The sequence below is a fragment of the Dactylosporangium sp. CS-033363 genome, assembly GCF_050942475.1.
Lineage (GTDB): Bacteria > Actinomycetota > Actinomycetes > Mycobacteriales > Micromonosporaceae > Dactylosporangium.
The window spans coordinates 6,184,098-6,201,657 of the sequence record NZ_CP192032.1; the positions used below are offsets into that span (position 1 = coordinate 6,184,098).

Genomic DNA, 17,560 nt, shown 5'->3' on the forward strand with positions numbered 1-17,560 from the left:
TCCCGCCGCAGCGGGCATCCCAACCGTCGGAGGTGGGGGCGATGGCGCGGCCGATCTGGAGTGGGGTCATCTCGTTCGGGCTGGTGTCGGTGCCGGTGGCGATGTACCCGGCGACCCGCGAGCACGAGGTGTCGTTCCACCAGTTCCAGCGGGACACCAGCGACCGCATCCGGTACAAGCGGGTCAACGAGCGGCCATGGCCGAGGCGAACCGGGCCGCGATCGCGACGCTGGTGATGCGGGGCAAGGAGTACCTGGCCGCGGTCCGCGCCGACGGGAACCTGCTCGTCCTGGAGACGATGTACTTCGCCGACGAGATCCGGGACCCGAAGCAGGAGCTCGGCCGGTACCCGGGAAAGGTCACGCTTTCGCGGCCGGAAATGCGGATGGCGACGCAGCTCATCGCGTCGATGAGCGGGCCGTGGCGGCCGAAGGACTTCCGTGACACGTACCAGGATCGGGTCCAGGACCTGATCGAGGCCAAGGTGAAGGGCGACGAGCTCACCCAGGCCGACGAGCCGCCGGAGGCCACCGAGGTGAGCGACCTGATGGACGTCCTGCGGCAGAGCGTCGAGACCGCCCGCAAACGCCGGACGGCCCCCAAGAAGACCGGCGCGAAGAAGACCGCCGCGAAGAAGGCCGCACCGCGCAAGAAGGCCGCACCGCGCAAGAAGGCGGCCAAGGCCACGAACAAGAAGGCCGCCTGACCTGACCCGTCGGCGTCCAGCCCGCGCCGACCAGGGTGGCGCGGTCGCCGCCGCCGGCATGGCGGCTTTCGCAAGGGGTCCGTTCGGGCGTTTCGCTTGTGTTTGAAAATGAAAACCGATATCAAGAAGGCATGAAAGCCGCGTTCGTCGGCAAGGGTGGCAGTGGCAAGACCACCCTGGCCGCGTTGTTCTGCCGATATCTGGCCGCCCGGGACGCCCCGCGCGTGCTCGCCTTCGACGCCGACATCAACCAGCACCTGGCCGTCGCGCTCGGGGCCGACCCGGACGAGGCCGCCCTGCTGCCCGCGCTCGGGGATCACCTCGACGAGATCAAGGAGTACCTGCGCGGGGACAACCCGCGGATCGCCTCCGCCGCCGCGATGCTCAAGACCACGCCGCCCGGCCCGGGGTCGCGGCTCGTGCGCGTCGACGAGCCCAACCCGCTGTGGGACGGGCTGGTGCGCACCGCCGGCGGGGTGCGCCTCGCCGTCACCGGGCCGTTCGCCGCCGACGACCTCGGGGTGGCCTGCTACCACTCGAAGGTCGGCGCGGTCGAGCTGCTGCTCAACCACCTGGCCGACGGGCCGGGCGACTACGCGGTGGTCGACATGACGGCCGGCGCCGACTCGTTCGCGTCGGGCCTGTTCACCCGGTTCGACCTGACGTTCCTGGTGTGCGAGCCGACGATCCGCAGCGTCGGGGTGTACCGCCAGTACGTCGGCTACGCCCGCGACCACGGCGTGCGCGTGGCGGTCGTCGGCAACAAGGTCGACGACGAGTCCGATGTGGACTTCCTGCGCGCGGAGGTGGGCGACGACCTGCTGTGCTGGTTCGGCCGTTCCGCCTTCGTGAAGGCCGCCGAGCGCGGGCGGCACCAGCCGCTGTCTGCCCTGGAGCCGTCCAATGTGGAGGCCCTGGCGTCCTTGCGCGGCGCGCTCGACGACTGCGTGAAGGACTGGCCGCGGTACGCCGCGCAGGCCGCCGAGTTCCACACCCGCAACGCGCTCGCGTGGGGCAACACCCGCGCGGGCGCCGACCTCACCGCCCAGATCTGGCCCGACTTCCTGATTGGAGAGCACCATGTCGCTCAACGTTCCTAGTGCCCTGCTCGAGCGCGCCGAGGCCGGCCCGGTCGACGACGCCGAGTTCGTCGCGTGCGTGCGTGCATCGCTGCCGTACGCCTGGCAGGTCATCAGCGGCGTCGCGTCCTCCCTCGGCGCTTCAGCATTCGCCGAGCACAGCGTCCCGCCGCCCAGCGAGGCCGAGCGCGGGCAGCTGCTGCGGGCCCTGGCCAGCGACGCCATCCGCGGCGGGCTGGAGCGGCACTTCGGGGTGACCCTGGCCTTCCAGAACTGCCATCGGGTCGCGGCGTTCGCCCCGTCGGCCGTGGGCGGCGAGCGGTACCGGGCGTTCGTCTCCCCGCGCGGGCAGCTGCTCAACCAGTCGCCCTCGCTGCGGGACTGCTGAGGCTTCAGAACGGCCAGTCCGCCTCCTCGCCGGCCTCGATGAGCGGGATCATCGCGAACGCACCGTCGGACAGGCCGCCGAACGTGTGCCGATGCGGGCCCGCGGCGAGGTGCGCGGCGCGGTAGCCGGCCAGATTCCAGGTGTACACCGGGATCTGCGCCGGCACCGCGGCCGCCACGTCCGCCTCGGGGTGGTGGTGGGCCTGCTCGTCGGTGAGGATGACGACGCGGTCGTGCCCCTCGTAGTGCCGGCGCACCGCGGGCTCGGTGTTGGTGCCGGCGGCGTAGAAGTACCCGCCGTCCTTGAAGCGCCGCACGCCGGCCAGCACCGACTCCCCCGCAACGGCCGGGAAGACCTTGCTGTACGTCGAGAACGACACCACGGTCGCGTCCGCGGCCCGGGCGGCCAGGGCGAGGCCGAACACCACGGCCGCGTCCCAGAACTGCAGGGTGCCGTCCTTGCTGAAGGTCGCGCTCATCGAGCCGGAGGTGTCGATGAGCACGAGGGTCCGCCCGTCCAGCGCGGGCACGTTGCCGAGCGCGAGCTGCAGCGCCCGGTCGAGCGCGGCGGCCCAGCGGGGGCTCGGGGCGGCGTTGTACGCCGAGAGGTAGCGCATCGGCAGCACCCGCGAGGTGGCCACGGAGCTGGGATCGGCCAGCCGCGCCGCGACGGTCCCGGCCACGGCGTCGCTCACCCCGGCCTCGTCGAAGTTGCGGAGGTTGCGCAGGAGGGCGAGGTACCCCATGGAATCCACAATGGACTCCCAGGCCGCCGCGTCCATGGCACCCTGCCGCCAGCCCGCGAGCGCCTCCCACGTCATCCCGGCGTTCGCGAGTGTCGCCGGATCGGTGACGTCGCGCCGGAGCTCGACCGGCACGGCCATGAGCGCGGCCCGCGCGGCGAGCAGCGTGAGCGACGCGGGAACGGCGGCGTCGCGCCCGTGCCGCCGGTTGAGCGCGTGCCGGAACAGGTCACCCTGCCGCTCGTCCCGCGCGACCGGATGGGTGAGCTCGACGACGTCGCCGAAGCGCACCGCCCGCCCGTCGGTGTCGTACTTGAGCAGGCTCCGCTCGTGATACAGCCGCACCGCCGCGCCGGCGATCCCGCGCTTGACGGGCTTGGGCAGCGCGCGGCCGTGGTGGCGCAGCCAGTACGCGACGGCCTCACCGGGCTCGTCGGCCCGCTGCAGCGCCGAGTCCACCACCCCGCGCGAGCCGGGAATCCCGGCGGCAACCTGCGCCCGGGCCCCTTCGAGCGCCGCCACGACGGACGCGGTGCGCAGCATCGCCCCGGTGCGCAGCCACGGCACGAACCGCGCGAACCACGCCGGATCGGCCACCGCCACCGCCGCGACAAGCTCCCGGAACCGCGCGTCGCGCGCCCCGGCCCCCTCGTAGAACGTGCCCTCACCGACCATGTTGGACACCGCGAGCAGAAACAGCTCCGCCTTCGGCTCCCGCCGGAACCCCCGCCCCCGCTCGGCGGTGAAAATCCACTCGAGATCGGCGGTCTCATGCCGGTTTTCGCGCAGCTTGAAGTTGAACTTGGCCATGGGTGGACTTCCCCCGGGTCACAACACAGACCGGTCACCAGACTTGTTGGAGGGGTCGAACCTCCACCCGAGGCGCTCCCCGAGACCTCAGTGGGCGACGGACTGGATTCGAGTGAAGGAGCCGTCACCTTCGCACCGGGAAGCGCGACGCCCAAGCTAACCCACCGCTTCCGAAGCGCGCAACGCATTTATCTGGTACGCGTGCGAACGCCTCGATCCGCGCCAGATCCCGCGGCCGCAACCCCCGCCGCGGATGCGGCCGGATCAGCAGCCCCTTCCCACCGGCGGTCAACTCGCCGAGGACGGGCCCGTCGCGCGGCACCTCGACGTCGTCCGTCCACACGAGCCGCCGCCCGCTCGCGAGCACTCCCCGAGCCGCGGCGAGCTTGGCCCCGTCGGGCGCGCCGGCCCCGAACGCCCGCCCGAGTGCCGGCAGCCCGAACAGCCGCTCCAACGCATCGGCGTCCGCACACCAGGTGGAGCACCACCGCACCTCGACGATGCCTTCGCCGTGCAGCCACCGGATGCGGTCGACGAGCGCGGGCGCCCACCGGATCGGCCAGTCGACCCCCTCCGACCGCGCGGTCCCGCGACGCAGCTCGGCACCCCACAACGGCCGGCGGGTGTTGACGACCCCGTCGACGTCCAGCAGCCACACCGGCGCCCGTCGCATCACCGGCCCATTGTGACGGGGCCGCCGCCGACGGTCGGCGCCGAGCGTGCGCTTCGGCGGCGGCCCAGCACCACGGCACCGGCACGGTACGGCCCCCGCGCCGTTATAGTCGGCCCATGTCGTCGAAGCGGCCGACCCTCGCCGATGTCGCCGCCGCCGCGCACGTGTCCACGGCCGCCGTGTCGCGGGTCGTGAACGGAGCACCTGGCGTGTCGGCCGAGACGCGGGAGCATGTGCGGCGGGTCATCGCGCGGCTCGGGTACCGGCCCGACCCCGCCGCCCGGGCGCTCGCCAACGGGCATGGCAGCATCGTGGAGCTGTTCATCGTCGACGAGCCGGGGATCTTCGGCACCAGTCCGTACTATGGCCGCGTCACCGCCGGAATCCTGCGGGAACTGGCCGGCGAGGCTCAGCTGCGGGTGCACGTGGTCGAGGAGCACCGCGCGGCCGAGGCACTCCGAACGATCACCGCGAGCGTCGGGTTGGTGCTCATCAACGTCCCGCCCGGGCTCGCCGAACAGACCTATGCCCGGTGCGAGCGGATGGTGTCGATGGGGCCCTCCGGCCGAGGCGTGCCGTACGTCGACATGGCGAACGAAGAAGGCGCGTACGCGGCGATCCGGCACCTGCACGAGACCGGCCGCCGGCGCATCGCCGCGCTGCACGGGCAGGAGGGCAACCCGTGCGCCGACGCGCGGCGGGCCGGATATGGGCGCGCGATCCGGGAGCTCGGGCTCGCCGACATCTCCGCGATCGGGAAGCTGCGCCGCGAGGCCGGGTACGAGCTGGCGCTGCGCCTGCTCGCCGAGCAACCCGGCATCGACGCGTTCTTCGTCGGCTGTGACCTGATGGCGACCGGCACCATGCAGGCCCTCGCCGACGCCGGGCGGCGGGTGCCGGCGGACGTGGCGGTCGTCGGGTTCGACGACAGCGTCATCGCCGTCTCCACCACGCCGCCCCTGTCGTCGGTACACCAACCCGTCGAGGCGATGGCCGCCGCCGCCACCCGCGCCCTGGTGCGCCGGGAACTCGCTCCGCACTGGCGGCTCGTGTTCCCGGCCTCGCTACAGGTGCGCCAGAGCTCGGCGGCGGGGTGAGTTCGCCAGGTAGCCGTGCGGGTACGGCAGCGGGCGGGCGCCGGCCCCGGTCAGCCGCTCCACGTGCTTGTCGTCGAGAACAAGGCCGACCGCGCCCAGGTTGTCGTCGAGCTGGGCGACCGTTCGGGCCCCGACGATCGGGGCGGTGACCCCCGGGCGCTGCATCAGCCAGCGCAGCGCCACCTGCGCCGGGGTCCGCCCCACCTCGTCGGCGACGGCGAGCAGGGTGTCGGTGACCGCCCACGTGCGCTCGTCGACGCTGGTGTTCCAGTCGCCGAGCCACGGCTGCTTGTCCGCCTCCCAGCGGGTGCCCACCGGGGCCGTTTGCATGCCGCGCCGGTACTTCCCGGTCAGCCACCCGCCCCGCAGCGGCGCCCACGGCAGGATGGCGACGCCCTCGTTGCGGCACACCGGGACGAGTTCGGGCTCGATGTCGCGGTCGATCAGGTTGTACAGCGGCTGCGCCGACACGAACGGCTCCCACCCGCGGTGCCGGGCCACGTCGAGCGACTTCTGCAGCTGCCAGCTCGCGTAGTTGCTCACCCCGAGGTGGCGCACCAGGCCGGCGCGGACGAGGCCGTCCAGCGTCGCGAGCGTCTCCTCCAGCGGCGTGGACTCGTCGAAGGCGTGCACCTGGTACAGGTCGATGTAGTCGGTCCCGAGCCGGCGCAGGCTCGCCCGGACCGCGGCGAGGAGGTGCCGGCGGCCGGCGCCGTGGTCGTTCGGGCCGTCGCCGGTGGCCCAGAAGCACTTGGTGGCGACGACGAACCGGTCGCGGTCCCGGCCCGCCAGCCAGCGCCCGACGATCTCCTCGGAAGCGCCGCCCCCGTACACGTCGGCGCTGTCGATGAAGGTGCCGCCCGCCTCCGCGTAGCGGTCGAGCAAGGCGCGCGACGCGGCCTCGTCCGCCTCGCCGCCGAACGTCATCGTGCCGAGACCCAGCTCACTGACCAGCAGGCCGCTCGCACCCAGATACCGGTGTTCCATGCCGCCATTCTGGGCGCCGGCAAGGCTTCCGCGGCGACGTAAGCGCTTACGACTTTCGCGGGGGCGGTATGCGCACATCGCTATGCGACGTCTCGTTATTGGAAATGAAAACGAGTACCGTCTGGCCCCGTGAGCACAACGACACGCAAACTCCTCGGTTCCATAGCGGTTCTGGCCCTCGCCGGGCTCCTCGGCGCCTGCGCGGAGGAGGCGAAGACGGGCGACGACGGCGGGAAGCTCGCCGTGGTCGCCACCACCACGCAGGTCGCCGACTTCGCGCGGAACATCGGCGGCGACCACGTCACCGTCACCCAGATCCTCAAGCCCAACATCGACCCGCACGACTACGAGCCGACGCCGGCCGACATCGCCGCGATCGGGGCGGCCAAGGTGGTCGTCAAGAGCGGGGTCGGGCTGGAGAAGTGGCTCGACGCGACCATCGCCTCGGCCGGGTTCACGGGCACCACCGTCGACACCAGCCAGGGCGTGCAGGTCCGGCAGGGCAACGGCGAGGAGGAAGAGGCGGCGGGCGACCCGCACATCTGGCACGACCCGCGCAACGCGAAGACCATGGCGCAGGACATCGCCAAGGCGTTCAGCGCGGCCGATCCCGCCGACGCGGCCACCTACGACAAGAACCTCGCGGACTACTCGGCCAAGCTCGACCAGCTCGACGCCGACATCCAGGCCAAGATCGACAAGGTGCCGGCCGGCAACCGCAAGCTGGTGACGAACCACGACGCGTTCGGGTACTACATCGACCGGTACAAGCTGGACTTCGTCGGCTCCATCATCCCCAGCTTCGACACCTCGGCCGAGCTGTCGGCCCAGGACATCGACGAGATCGTGGCGAAGATCAAGCAGACCGGCACCAAGGCCGTGTTCTCCGAGAGCTCGCTGCCGCCGAAGACGGCCGAGGCGATCGCCAAGCAGGCCGGGGTGAAGGTGGTGGCCGGCGAGGACTCGCTCTACGGCGACACCCTGGGTCCAGAGGGCTCCGACGGCGACACGTACCTCAAGATGGAGGAGCACAACACCGACGTCATCGTGCAGGCCCTGAGTGCCTGAGCCGGCCCTCGTCATCGCCGACGCCGCCGTCGCCTACGGGGCCGAGCCCGTCCTCACGGGCGTGACCGGCACCGTGGGCGCCGGGGAGGTCGTCGCGCTCATCGGGCCCAACGGCGCCGGCAAGTCCACGCTCATCAAGGCCGTACTCGGGCTCGTCCCGATCGTCGGCGGCAGCGTCACGGTGCTCGGCCGCTCCCCCGCCGCCGCCCGCCGCGACGTGGCCTACGTGCCGCAGGCGGACACGCTCGACGCGCAGTTCCCGGTCTCCGCCGGGCAGGTCGTCCTCATGGGGCGGTACCGCCGCATCGGCTGGTTCCGCCGCCCCTCGCGCGAGGACAAGGCGGCCGCCGCCGAGGCCCTGGAGCAGGTCGGGCTGGCGGACCGGGCCAAGGCCACCTTCGGCACCCTGAGCGGCGGCCAGCGCCAGCGCGTGCTGCTCGCCCGCGCCATCGCCCAGCAACCCCGGCTGCTCCTGCTCGACGAGCCCTTCAACGGCGTCGACGCGACCAGCCAGCAGGCCCTGGTCGAGGTCCTCACCCAAAGCAAGGGCCGGGGCACCGCGATCCTGATCTCCACGCACGACCTGACCCTGGCGCACGACGTCAGCGACTACGCCTGCCTGCTCAACCGGCGCATGATCGGGTTCGGGCCGACCGACGAGACGCTGACCCTCCACCAGCTCCAGATCGCCTATCAAATTTAAGAGCTATGCACACCTTCATCGCCCCGTTCCAGATCCCGTTCATGGGCCGCGCGCTCGTCGAGCTGCTGCTGCTCGCCGTCCTCGCCGGTGCCGTCAGCGTCCACGTGCTGACCCGCCGGCTCGGCTTCGTGGCCGACGCCATGACGCACACCGTGTTCCCCGGCGTCGTGCTCGGCTTCCTCACCGGCGGCATCGGCGGGGTCTTCCCCGGCGCCCTGCTCGCCGCCGCGGTCACGGCCGTCCTGCTCACCGCGTTCACCCGGGTGCGGCGGGTCACCGACGACACCGCCCTCGCCGTGCTGCTCGCCGCGATGTTCGCGATCGGGGTGGTGCTCGTGTCGCGGCGCTCGTCGTACACGGCGGACCTGACCTCGTTCCTGTTCGGCCGGCTGCTGACCGTGACCACCGGGCAGATCACCCAGACCGCGCTCGTGGCCGGCGTCGTGCTGCTGACCCTCGCCCTGCTGCGCAAGGAACTGCTGCTGCGGGCGTTCGACCCGCAGGGGGCGGCCGCGCTCGGGTACCCGATCTGGCTGCTCGACCTGATCCTCAACCTCGCCGTCGCGCTCGTCGTGGTGGCCGCGGCCCAGTCGGTCGGCACCATCCTCGTCATCGCGCTGCTGGTCGTCCCGGCCGCGACCGGCCGCCTGGTCGCCGACCGGCTCGGCCCGATCACCGCGGTCGGCGTCGCCGCGGCCGCCCTGTCCGGCTACCTCGGGCTCGCCGTGAGCTACCACGCGTCGGTCGGCTACGGGCTGCGGCTGGCCGGCGGGGCCACGGTCGTGCTCACCCTCGTCGCGGTCTACCTGCTCACCATGCTCGTGACCGCCCTGGTGCGCCGGAGGCCCGCCGTTGCTTGACATCGCCTTCAACCGTGCCCTGATCGAGGCCGTCCTCGTCGGTACCGTCTGTGGCCTCATCGGTGTCCACGTCGTGCTGCGCCGGCAGGCCTTCTTCACCATGGCCATGACCCACGCCACGTTCCCGGGCGTCGTGATCGCCGCGGTGACCGGCCTCAACCTGTACCTGGGCGGGTTCGCGGCCGGGGTGCTGGCCGCCCTGGCCGTCACGGCGCTGTCCCGGCGGCGCGGCCACGACTCCAGCACCGCGACCGCCGTCGCGCTGGCGGCCGGGTTCGCGCTCGGGGCGGCCCTGATGGCGGCCCAGGACGGGTTCACCCGGGACCTCACGGCGTACCTCACCGGCTCCATCCTCACCGTGGGCACCCAGGACCTCGTGGTCGCCGCGGCCGTCACCGCCGCCGTCGCGCTGGTGCTCGCCGTGCTGCACAAGGAGCTGCTGTTCACCGCGTTCGACCCGGGCGGGGCGCGGGCGGCGGGCTACCGTACCGGCGCGATCGACCTGCTCGTGCTGGTCCTCATCGAGGCCGTGGTCGCCACCGCGGTCCCGGCCGTCGGCACCATCCTCACCCTGGCGCTGGTGGTCGCCCCGGCCGGCGCGGCGCGGCTGTGGACCGACCGCCTCGCCCCGATGACAGCCCTGGCCGTGGCGCTGGCGGTGGGCAGCGCGGCCGGCGGGCTGTACCTCTCCCGCGCCTTCGACGTCGCGGCCGGCGGCGCCATCAGCCTCCTCGCCGCGCTCGCCTTCGTCGTGTCGATGCTCGGCCAGGCCCGGCGGCGTCTGGGGGCTGTCCCCCAGACATAGGTGGCGGTCAGCGTCGTTCCGCCCGGCCGCGGCCGCCAATACGTTGCCAGGCATGGCACTCACCACCGGCTGGCGCGTCTCGGGGTACATCGTCTGCTGGCTGCTGCTCTACGGCGGCCTCTCCTACCTGCTGGCCGGGCCCGACCCCGCCGTCGTGCGCAACGTCGTCGCGCACCTCGACGTGGCCGCGGCCGTCGTGGCGCTGACCGCGCTGTTCCGCCGGTACGTCGACCGGCGGCCCTGGCGCGACATCGGGCTCGTCCGGCCGGACCGCCGGCAGGTCGCGTGGATCGCGGGGGGCTTCGCGGCCGGCGTGGCGGTCATCGGCGCCTGGTTCGCGCTGCAGCTCGCGCTCGGCACGGCGACCATCACCGGGTACGAGCTGACCGAGCGGGGCGCCGCGGGCATGGCCGGGCTGCTGGCGGCCGGGCTGCTGTTCTACGTGACGAGCGCGACCGTGGAGGAGGTGGCCTACCGCGGGTACATCTTCCAGAACCTGCGCGAGGCCATGCCGGCCACCGGCGCGGTCCTGCTCGTCGGCGTGCTGTTCGCCACACCGCACTTCCTGGCCGGCTCGTCGGGGCCGCTGCACCTGGCCATCGGCGCGCTCGACTACGTGCTGTTCTCGACGCTGATGATCCTGGCCCGGCTGCGCAGCGGGGCGCTGTGGGCCGCGATCAGCTTCCACGCCGCCTGGAACTGGGCCCAGGACTACGTGTTCGGCACCGGCGTGGCGGGCGAGGATGATTACCACAACGCGCTGGTACACCTGCGGCTGCACGGCTCGTCGCTGCTCGTGGGCGGGCCGGACAACGCGGACACGGATGTGCTGACGGTCGTGCTGGAGGTCCTGTTGCTGGTCGGCCTGTGGTCCTGGACGCGGCGGCGGTCGTCGTGAGGCGGCTGCGCGAGTTCGCCTGGGCCCTCGCCGGGCTGCCCTGGGCCGCGGTGAGCCTGCTGCCGCTGCTGGCGATGGTGCTCGTCGGGACGCCGCTGTCCATCACCGTCATCGGCCTGCCGATCGTGGCCGCCGGGCTGTTCGGGGCGCGGGCGGCCGGGACCGTGGACCGCTGGGCGGCCCGCCGGCTGCTCGGGGTCACCGTCGCCGCACCCAGCCCGGGCCGTTCCGCGTCGGGCCCGATCGGCTGGATCCGGGAGCGGCTGCGCGATCCGGTGGCGTGGCGTTCGCTGCTGTACCGCCTGCTGAAACTGCCCCTCGCCGCGCTCGCCGCCGTCATCGCCCTCGCCTTCTACGGGTACGGCATCGTCGCTCTGGCCTATCCGGCCTGGTGGCGGCTCCCGCCGGTGCAGGTCGACGACCAGGGCCGCGCGCACCACGGGCTCGGGCTGGCCGGCGGCGTGTACCTCGACACCTGGCCGCGCGCCCTGGCCACGAGCGCGGCCGGGCTGCTCCTGCTGCTGGCCGCGCCGTGGGTGCTGCGGGTGGTCGTCGCCCCCGACGCCTGGCTGGTGCGGGCCCTGCTCGGCGGCGGCGGGGCCGGCGAGCGCATCCGCGACCTGGAGCGGACCCGCGCGCACGCCGTGGAGGACGCCGCGACCCGGCTGCGGGCCATCGAGCGGGACCTGCACGACGGTACCCAGCCGCAGCTCGTGGCCCTCGCCATGCGCCTCGACCTCGCCCGCACGATGCTCAACAACGGCTCCGAGGCACCTGACCTGGACCGGGTGCTCACGCTCATCGACGCCGCGCACCGCGGGGCCACCGACGCCATCGGCGAGCTGCGGGACCTGGCCCAGGGCATCCACCCGCCGATCCTGGACAGCGGCCTGGAGGCGGCCCTGCAGACCGTCGCCGCCCGCAGCGCCGTGCCGGTCGAGCTGGCCGTGGACCTGCCCCGGCGGCCGTCGGCGGCGGTGGAGACGTGCCTGTACTTCTGCGCCACCGAACTGGTGAACAACGCGGCCAAGCACAGCGGCGCCGGGCAGGTGGGCGTGACGGTGACCGGACGGTACGGCATGATCCGCCTGGTCGTGCGCGACGACGGGCGCGGCGGGGCGCGACCCGGCAGTGGCACCGGCGGCGGCACCGGCCTGGACGGGCTCGCCGAGCGCCTCCGCGCGTTCGACGGCCGGCTCACCGTCGACAGCCCGCCCGGCGGCCCGAGCATCCTGACCGTGGAGGTACCCGACCATGCCTGACCCGTCCCGCCTGCGGGTAGCCGTGGCCGAGGACGCCGTGGTCCTGCGCGACGGGCTGGTCGAGCTGCTCGACACGTACGGTCACGAGGTCGTCGCGGCCGTCGGGGACGCGGACGCGCTGCTGGCCGCGGTGGCCGCCCACGAACCGGACATCGCGGTCGTCGACATCCGCATGCCGCCCACCCACACCGACGAGGGGCTGCGCGCCGCCGTGTCGCTGCGCCGGAGCCGGCCGGAGCTCGGGGTGCTGGTGTTCTCGCAGTACATCGAGGCGCGCTGGGCCTCGGAGCTGCTGGCCGTGCGGGCGGGCGGGGTCGGGTACCTGCTGAAGGAGCGGGTCACCGACGTCGGCGCGTTCATGGCCGCGCTGACCCGGATCGCGGCCGGCGAGACCGTCCTCGACCCCGAGGTGGTGAGCCAGCTGGTCGGCGCCAACCGGCAGCGCGAGACCCTGGACCGGCTCACCGCCCGGGAGCGCGAGGTGCTGGCGCTCATGGCCGAGGGCCGCTCCAACACGGCGATCGCCCAGCTGCTGCACATCGGCGAGGGCACGGTAGAGAAGCACGTCTCGGCCATCTTCGGCAAGTTCGGCCTCGCCGCGGCCGACGAAGATCACCGGCGCGTGCTGGCCGTGCTGCGCTATCTGAAGGCGTGACAGAATCGCGCAGGTGCAGATCGGGATACTTGGGCCATTCGAGGTACGCACGGACGGCGGGACGCTCGCCGACGTGCCCGGGGCGCGGCTGCGCGGGCTGCTCGTCGCGCTCGCGCTGCGCCCGGGCCAGGTGGTCCCCAAGGCGACGCTGATCGACTGGATCTGGGGCGAGCAGCCGCCCGCCGACGCCGCCAACGCGCTGCAGCGCCTCGTCTCCCGGCTGCGCAAGGTGCTGCCGGACGGCTCGGTCGAGGGGCACACCGACGGGTACCGGCTGACCGTCGCCCCCGACGCCGTCGACGCGGTGCGCTTCGAGCGGCTCGCCGCGCCCGGGCCGCAGCAGGACCTCCCGGCCGCGCTCGCCCTGTGGCGGGGCGCCGCCATGCAGGACGTCGGGCTGCAGGAGAGCGCGGCCTACGACGCGGCCGTCACCCGCCTCGAGGGCCTGCGCCTGAGCACGCTCGAGGACCGTTTCGACGCCGAGACGGACGGTGCCGCGTTCGTCACCGAGCTGACCGACCTGGTGGCCGCCAACCCGATCCGGGAACGGCTCGCCGCCGCGCTCATGCGGGCCCTCGTGGCCGCCGGGCGGGACAGCGAGGCGCTGCTGGTGTTCCAGCGCACCCGCGAGGCGCTCGCCGACGCGCTCGGCGTCGACCCGTCGGCGGAGCTGACCGCGCTGCACGCCGCGATGCTGCGCGGCGAGGTCGGCCGGCGCGAGGAGACCCGCAAGAGCAACCTGCGCTCCGAGCTGTCCAGCTTCGTCGGCCGGGCCGCGGACGTGGCCGCCGTCCGCGAGCTCGTCGCCGCCAACCGGCTCACCACGCTCATCGGGCCGGGCGGGGCGGGCAAGACCCGGCTGGCCACCGAGACCGCGCGGACCCTGCTGGGCGACCTGCCCGACGGGGCCTGGCTGGTCGAGCTGGCCGACATCGGCGCCGACGGCGACGTGGCCCGCTCGACGATGACCGTGCTCGGCCTGCGCGACGCGCTGCTCGGGCAGTCGCAGAGCGCCGACGTCACCGACCGGCTCATCGCCGCCGTGCGCGACCGGGCGGCGCTGCTGGTGCTCGACAACTGCGAGCACGTCATCGAGTCGGCGGCCGCGTTCGCGCACCGGGTGCTCGGCGAGTGCCGGCGGCTCCGCATCCTGGCCACCAGCCGCGAGCCGCTGGGCATCACCGGCGAGGTCCTGTACCCGGTCGAGCCCCTCGCCCTGCCCGGCGGCGACGCCGATCCGGGCGAGATCGAGTCCTCGGCGGCGGTACGGCTGCTGCGGGACCGGGCCGGGGCCGTGCGCCGGCAGCTGACCGTGGACGCCGCCACCCTCGCCACGATGGCCCGGGTCTGCCGCGCCCTGGACGGCATGCCGCTCGCCATCGAGCTGGCCGCGGCCCGGCTGCGCACGCTGTCCATCGAGCAGCTGGCCCAGCGCCTCGACGACCGGTTCCGGCTGCTCACCAGCGGCAGCCGCACCGCCCTGCCCCGGCACCGCACGCTGCGGGCGGTCGTCGACTGGAGCTGGGAGCTGCTGACCGACGCCGAGCGGGCCGTCCTGCGCCGGCTCGCGGTGTTCACCGGCGGGGCGAGCCTGGAGGCGGCCGAGCGGGTCTGCGCCGGCGACGACGTCGCACCGGACCAGGTCCTGGAGCTGCTCACCTCGCTCGCCGAGAAGTCGCTGCTGCTCACCGAGGACGAGGGCGCGCCGCGGTACCGCATGATCGGCACCATCCAGGAGTACGCCGGACAGCGCCTGGCCGAGGCCGGCGAGTCCGACTCCGCGCGCCGGTCCCACCTCGCGTACTTCACCGAGCTGGCCGAGACCGCCGAGCCGCACCTGCGCCGGGCCGAGCAGCTGACGTGGCTCGCGATCCTCGACGCCGAGCAGGAGAACCTCGGCACCGCGATGCGCGGCGCGCTCGCCGCGGGCGAGGCGCAGGCGGCGATGCGGCTCGCCGTCGGCGCCGGCTGGTACTGGTGGCTGGCCGGGCGCAAGGCCGAGGGCCAGGAGCTGATCGGCGCCGCGGCCGCGCTGCCGGGCGAGGCCGACGACGACACCCGCGCCAACGTGTACGCGATCATGTCGATGTTCGTCACGTCCGGGCGCAGCGACGAGCAGGACGCCGCGGAGTGGATCCGGCAGGCGTACCAGTACAGCCGCGACAGCCGCCACCGGCACCCGCTGATGGGCTTCGTGGTCCCGCTGCATCGCATGCTGGAGTCCCCCGAGGCGTCCATCGCGGAGTTCGAGGCGCTGCTCGGCGACGAGGACCCCTTCGTGCGGGCCCTCGCCCGGCTGCACCAGGGCAAGATGCGCATCGTGATCGGCCGCGGCGGGCCCGAGGCCGACGCCTACCTGGAGCAGGCCCTCGCGGAGTTCCGGGCGATCGGCGAGCGGTTCGGCATCTCGTTCGCGCTGACCGAGCTGGCCGACCGGATCGCCACCCGCGGCGAGATCGCGGCCGCCTGCGCCCACTACGAGGAGGCCATCGCGGCCGTCGCCGAGGTCGGCGACATCGAGGACGTCATCCGGCTGCGCGCCCGCCAGGCCCGCCTGTACTGGCTGCACGGCGACGAGGCCGCCAGCACCGCCGCCCTCGCCGACGCGCAGCGCTGGACCGAGCGGGTCACCTGGCCCGACGCCCTCGCCGAGCTGGCGCTGTGCCGCGCCGACCTCGCCCGGTGGGCCGGCCGCCCCGACGAGTCCCGCCGGCACCTGGAGCAGGTCACCGCGCTGCTGGGCGCGGACGCCGAGCGGCCGACGAACCGGGCCGGCACCGAGGACCTGCTCGGCTGGCTCGCCGAGGACCTCGAGGAGTCCCGCGAGCACCGGGCCGCGGCCTGGGGCGAGGCGAACAAGGCCGGGCACGCGCCGCTGGTCGCCGCCGTCCTCGTCGGGATCGCCGACCTGGCGCTGCGCCGCGGCCAGGACGAGCAGGCGGCCCGGCTGCTCGCCGCCGGGGCCGGGGTGCGCGGGCTGCAGGACGCCGCCCACCCCGACGTGGTCCGCATCGAGCGGACCGCGCGCGAGCGCCTCGGCGACCAGCGGTACGCCGAGGCGGCTCGGGAGGGTGCCCAGTCCAGCTGGGACGAGCTGGTCGCGGTCACGCTCGCCGTGTGAAGGTGCGCATCGCCCAGACGTAGCCGACCAGCCCGATCCCGGCGCACCAGGCCACCGCGGCGATGGCGGTGCCGGTCGACGGGGAGCCGGTGAGCAGCCCGCGCAGGGTCTCGATGATCGGCGTGAACGGCTGGTACTCGGCGAACTGCTTGACGCCGGCGCCCATCCGCTCCGCCGGGGAGAACGCGCTGGACAGGAACGGGAGCATGATCAGCGGTACCGTCGCCAGGCCCGCCGAGTCCGCGCTCTTCGCGGCCAGGCCCAGCGCGACCGTGATCCAGCTGGCCGCGAACGCCAGCAGCACGATCAGCCCGGCCGCGGCCAGCCAGTCCAGGGCGCTCGCGCTGGGCCGGAACCCCATCGCGAAGCCGACGCCGACGATCGCGGCGACGGCCACCACCGCCCGCAGCGTGGTCTCGACCACGTGCCCGGTGAGCACCGCCCCGCGGGAGACGTCCATGACCTTGAACCGGCTGATGATGCCCTTGGTCATGTCGGCGTTCACCGCGGTGGCGGTCGCGCCCAGCCCGTAGCTGATGGCCATCACGATCAGGCCGGGCGTCACGTAGTCGATGTACCTGACGCCGACGTTGAACGTGCCGCCGAGCACGTAGACGAACATCAGGGCCATCACGATCGGGAACAGCACGGCGTTGAAGACCGTGACCGGGTTGCGCGCGGTGTGCTTGAAGTTGCGCCGCAGCATGGTCGCCGAGTCGGCCAGAGCACTCATTTCGCCACTACCTCCGGGTTGGTGCGGCCGGTCAGGGCCAGGAAGACGTCGTCGAGGTCGGGGGTGTGCACCGAGAACTCCTCGATGCCGATCGCGTGCTCGTCGAGCCGGTCCAGCAGCGCGCGCAGCTCGCGCACGTCGCCGCCGCCGGGCACCTGCAGGGTCAGGTCCTGCTCGTCGCGGGTCGCGCCGGGGAACACCGCCGCGGCGGCGTCCAGGGCGGCGGCGGCGGCGAAGCGCAGCCGCACGTGCCCGCCGGGGACCTGGCGCTTGAGCTCGGCCGGGGTGCCCTGGGCGACCAGCCGGCCGTGGTCGAGGACCGCGACCCGGTCGGCGAGCTGGTCGGCCTCCTCCAGGTACTGCGTGGTGAGGAAGATCGTCACGCCCTCGGCCACCAGGTCGCGGACGATGGCCCACATGGTGCGCCGGCTGCGCGGGTCCAGGCCCGTCGTCGGCTCGTCCAGGAAGATGATCCGCGGGCCGCCGACCAGCGTCATGGCCAGGTCGAGCTTGCGCCGCATGCCGCCGGAGTAGGTGTGCACGAGCTTCGCCGCCGACTCGGTCAGGTCGAAGCGCTCCAGCAGCCCGTCGACCAGCTTGCCCGCCCCGCGCAGCTGCTTGAGGTCGGCCATGAGCTGCAGGTTCTCCCGGCCGGTGAGCAGCTCGTCGACCGCCGCGAACTGCCCGGTCACGCCGATCGCGGCCCGGACCTGCTTGGTGTGGGTGGCGACGTCGTGCCCGGCCACCCGGACCGTGCCGGCGTCGGCCTTCAGCAGCGTGGTGAGCACGTTCACCGTCGTGGTCTTGCCCGCCCCGTTCGGCCCGAGCAGGGAGAAGACCGTCCCCGCCCGTACCTCCAGGTCGATGCCGTCGAGCACCGTCTTGTCAGCGAAGGCCTTGCGCAGCCCCGCGACCTCGATCGCCGTTGTCATGCCCAGTACTTTCGGCGGGCCGGCTGACACGGCCCCGCCAC

18 protein-coding genes are annotated in these 17,560 nt (G+C 73.6%); 13 read left to right on the plus strand and 5 right to left on the minus strand.

Annotated elements, in window-relative coordinates; genetic code table 11:
- Positions 1–41 precede the first annotated feature (41 nt).
- The 4 genes from ACQPZ4_RS28585 (at position 42) to ACQPZ4_RS28600 (ending at position 2,173) form a co-directional block, all read left to right on the plus strand.
- Complete coding sequence (locus tag ACQPZ4_RS28585) at positions 42–236, plus strand: Ku protein (protein WP_433041777.1); 195 nt, start codon at positions 42–44, stop codon at positions 234–236.
- Positions 197–706, plus strand: coding sequence for a Ku protein (locus ACQPZ4_RS28590; protein ID WP_433041780.1), 510 nt, complete (start codon positions 197–199; stop codon positions 704–706). Before ACQPZ4_RS28585 ends, ACQPZ4_RS28590 begins: the two co-directional genes overlap by 40 nt.
- 131 nt (positions 707–837) lie before the next feature.
- Positions 838–1,806, plus strand: coding sequence for an ATP-binding protein (locus ACQPZ4_RS28595; RefSeq protein WP_433041783.1), 969 nt, complete (start codon positions 838–840; stop codon positions 1,804–1,806).
- Positions 1,787–2,173 carry an SCO5389 family protein gene (locus tag ACQPZ4_RS28600; RefSeq protein ID WP_433041785.1) on the plus strand — a complete coding sequence of 129 codons (387 nt, stop codon included), beginning with the start codon at positions 1,787–1,789 and terminating at the stop codon, positions 2,171–2,173. Before ACQPZ4_RS28595 ends, ACQPZ4_RS28600 begins: the two co-directional genes overlap by 20 nt.
- Positions 2,174–2,177: 4 nt before the next feature.
- On the opposite strand, the gene ACQPZ4_RS28605 is transcribed toward ACQPZ4_RS28600, so the two are convergent.
- Positions 2,178–3,725 carry a TROVE domain-containing protein gene (locus ACQPZ4_RS28605; RefSeq protein WP_433041788.1) on the minus strand — a complete coding sequence of 516 codons (1,548 nt, stop codon included), beginning with the start codon at positions 3,723–3,725 and terminating at the stop codon, positions 2,178–2,180.
- A gap of 124 nt (positions 3,726–3,849) precedes the next feature.
- Positions 3,850–4,398, minus strand: a complete 549-nt coding sequence (locus ACQPZ4_RS28610) for a hypothetical protein (protein WP_433066693.1) — start codon at positions 4,396–4,398, stop codon at positions 3,850–3,852.
- A 116-nt stretch (positions 4,399–4,514) separates the two neighbouring features.
- Here ACQPZ4_RS28610 and ACQPZ4_RS28615 point away from each other — a divergent pair, with 116 nt between their 5' ends.
- A complete protein-coding gene (locus ACQPZ4_RS28615; protein WP_433041791.1) occupies positions 4,515–5,495 on the plus strand; it encodes a LacI family DNA-binding transcriptional regulator in 981 nt (326 codons plus the stop codon).
- On the opposite strand, the gene ACQPZ4_RS28620 is transcribed toward ACQPZ4_RS28615, so the two are convergent.
- Complete coding sequence (locus ACQPZ4_RS28620) at positions 5,463–6,482, minus strand: aldo/keto reductase (RefSeq protein ID WP_433041794.1); 1,020 nt, start codon at positions 6,480–6,482, stop codon at positions 5,463–5,465. The genes ACQPZ4_RS28615 and ACQPZ4_RS28620 overlap by 33 nt on opposite strands.
- 129 nt (positions 6,483–6,611) lie before the next feature.
- Here ACQPZ4_RS28620 and ACQPZ4_RS28625 point away from each other — a divergent pair, with 129 nt between their 5' ends.
- The 8 genes from ACQPZ4_RS28625 to ACQPZ4_RS28660 are packed head-to-tail and all read left to right on the plus strand — an operon-like array spanning position 6,612 to position 15,854.
- Positions 6,612–7,550, plus strand: a complete 939-nt coding sequence (locus ACQPZ4_RS28625; protein WP_433041797.1) for a metal ABC transporter substrate-binding protein — start codon at positions 6,612–6,614, stop codon at positions 7,548–7,550.
- Complete coding sequence (locus tag ACQPZ4_RS28630) at positions 7,543–8,253, plus strand: metal ABC transporter ATP-binding protein (RefSeq protein WP_433041800.1); 711 nt, start codon at positions 7,543–7,545, stop codon at positions 8,251–8,253. The genes ACQPZ4_RS28625 and ACQPZ4_RS28630 overlap by 8 nt, the downstream gene beginning before the upstream one ends.
- 5 nt (positions 8,254–8,258) lie before the next feature.
- Positions 8,259–9,113: a metal ABC transporter permease gene (locus ACQPZ4_RS28635; RefSeq protein ID WP_433041803.1), complete on the plus strand. Its 855-nt coding sequence runs from the start codon at positions 8,259–8,261 to the stop codon at positions 9,111–9,113.
- On the plus strand, positions 9,106–9,918 hold the full coding sequence (locus ACQPZ4_RS28640; RefSeq protein ID WP_433041806.1) for a metal ABC transporter permease: 813 nt from the start codon (positions 9,106–9,108) through the stop codon (positions 9,916–9,918). The genes ACQPZ4_RS28635 and ACQPZ4_RS28640 overlap by 8 nt, the downstream gene beginning before the upstream one ends.
- Before the next feature lie 52 nt (positions 9,919–9,970).
- Positions 9,971–10,816: a lysostaphin resistance A-like protein gene (locus tag ACQPZ4_RS28645; protein ID WP_433041809.1), complete on the plus strand. Its 846-nt coding sequence runs from the start codon at positions 9,971–9,973 to the stop codon at positions 10,814–10,816.
- Positions 10,786–12,078 (plus strand): sensor histidine kinase, encoded by a 1,293-nt coding sequence (locus ACQPZ4_RS28650; protein ID WP_433041812.1) that lies wholly within the window; start codon positions 10,786–10,788, stop codon positions 12,076–12,078. Before ACQPZ4_RS28645 ends, ACQPZ4_RS28650 begins: the two co-directional genes overlap by 31 nt.
- A 10-nt stretch (positions 12,079–12,088) precedes the next feature.
- On the plus strand, positions 12,089–12,733 hold the full coding sequence (locus ACQPZ4_RS28655) for a response regulator (RefSeq protein WP_433066696.1): 645 nt from the start codon (positions 12,089–12,091) through the stop codon (positions 12,731–12,733).
- Positions 12,734–12,746: 13 nt separating this feature from the next.
- Positions 12,747–15,854: a BTAD domain-containing putative transcriptional regulator gene (locus ACQPZ4_RS28660; RefSeq protein ID WP_433041815.1), complete on the plus strand. Its 3,108-nt coding sequence runs from the start codon at positions 12,747–12,749 to the stop codon at positions 15,852–15,854.
- Here ACQPZ4_RS28660 and ACQPZ4_RS28665 read toward each other — a convergent pair.
- Together ACQPZ4_RS28665 and ACQPZ4_RS28670 are read right to left on the minus strand one after the other, a co-directional pair.
- Positions 15,838–16,587, minus strand: a complete 750-nt coding sequence (locus ACQPZ4_RS28665) for an ABC transporter permease (RefSeq protein ID WP_433041818.1) — start codon at positions 16,585–16,587, stop codon at positions 15,838–15,840. The two genes, ACQPZ4_RS28660 and ACQPZ4_RS28665, sit on opposite strands and share 17 nt — an antisense overlap.
- Positions 16,584–17,519 carry an ATP-binding cassette domain-containing protein gene (locus ACQPZ4_RS28670; RefSeq protein WP_433041821.1) on the minus strand — a complete coding sequence of 312 codons (936 nt, stop codon included), beginning with the start codon at positions 17,517–17,519 and terminating at the stop codon, positions 16,584–16,586. Before ACQPZ4_RS28670 ends, ACQPZ4_RS28665 begins: the two co-directional genes overlap by 4 nt.
- Positions 17,520–17,560: the final 41 nt, after the last annotated feature.

What these genes read in the sequence shown, in the direction of transcription:
- ACQPZ4_RS28665 (WP_433041818.1), bottom strand. Translation starts at nt 16,587, where the DNA reads ATGAGTGCTCTGGCCGACTCGGCGACCATGCTGCGGCGCAACTTCAAG.
- ACQPZ4_RS28615 (WP_433041791.1), top strand. Translation starts at nt 4,515, where the DNA reads ATGTCGTCGAAGCGGCCGACCCTCGCCGATGTCGCCGCCGCCGCGCAC.
- ACQPZ4_RS28595 (WP_433041783.1), top strand. Translation starts at nt 838, where the DNA reads ATGAAAGCCGCGTTCGTCGGCAAGGGTGGCAGTGGCAAGACCACCCTG.
- ACQPZ4_RS28635 (WP_433041803.1), top strand. Translation starts at nt 8,259, where the DNA reads ATGCACACCTTCATCGCCCCGTTCCAGATCCCGTTCATGGGCCGCGCG.
- ACQPZ4_RS28585 (WP_433041777.1), top strand. Translation starts at nt 42, where the DNA reads ATGGCGCGGCCGATCTGGAGTGGGGTCATCTCGTTCGGGCTGGTGTCG.
- ACQPZ4_RS28600 (WP_433041785.1), top strand. Translation starts at nt 1,787, where the DNA reads ATGTCGCTCAACGTTCCTAGTGCCCTGCTCGAGCGCGCCGAGGCCGGC.
- ACQPZ4_RS28670 (WP_433041821.1), bottom strand. Translation starts at nt 17,519, where the DNA reads ATGACAACGGCGATCGAGGTCGCGGGGCTGCGCAAGGCCTTCGCTGAC.
- ACQPZ4_RS28620 (WP_433041794.1), bottom strand. Translation starts at nt 6,482, where the DNA reads ATGGAACACCGGTATCTGGGTGCGAGCGGCCTGCTGGTCAGTGAGCTG.
- ACQPZ4_RS28610 (WP_433066693.1), bottom strand. Translation starts at nt 4,398, where the DNA reads ATGCGACGGGCGCCGGTGTGGCTGCTGGACGTCGACGGGGTCGTCAAC.
- ACQPZ4_RS28605 (WP_433041788.1), bottom strand. Translation starts at nt 3,725, where the DNA reads ATGGCCAAGTTCAACTTCAAGCTGCGCGAAAACCGGCATGAGACCGCC.
- ACQPZ4_RS28590 (WP_433041780.1), top strand. Translation starts at nt 197, where the DNA reads ATGGCCGAGGCGAACCGGGCCGCGATCGCGACGCTGGTGATGCGGGGC.
- ACQPZ4_RS28645 (WP_433041809.1), top strand. Translation starts at nt 9,971, where the DNA reads ATGGCACTCACCACCGGCTGGCGCGTCTCGGGGTACATCGTCTGCTGG.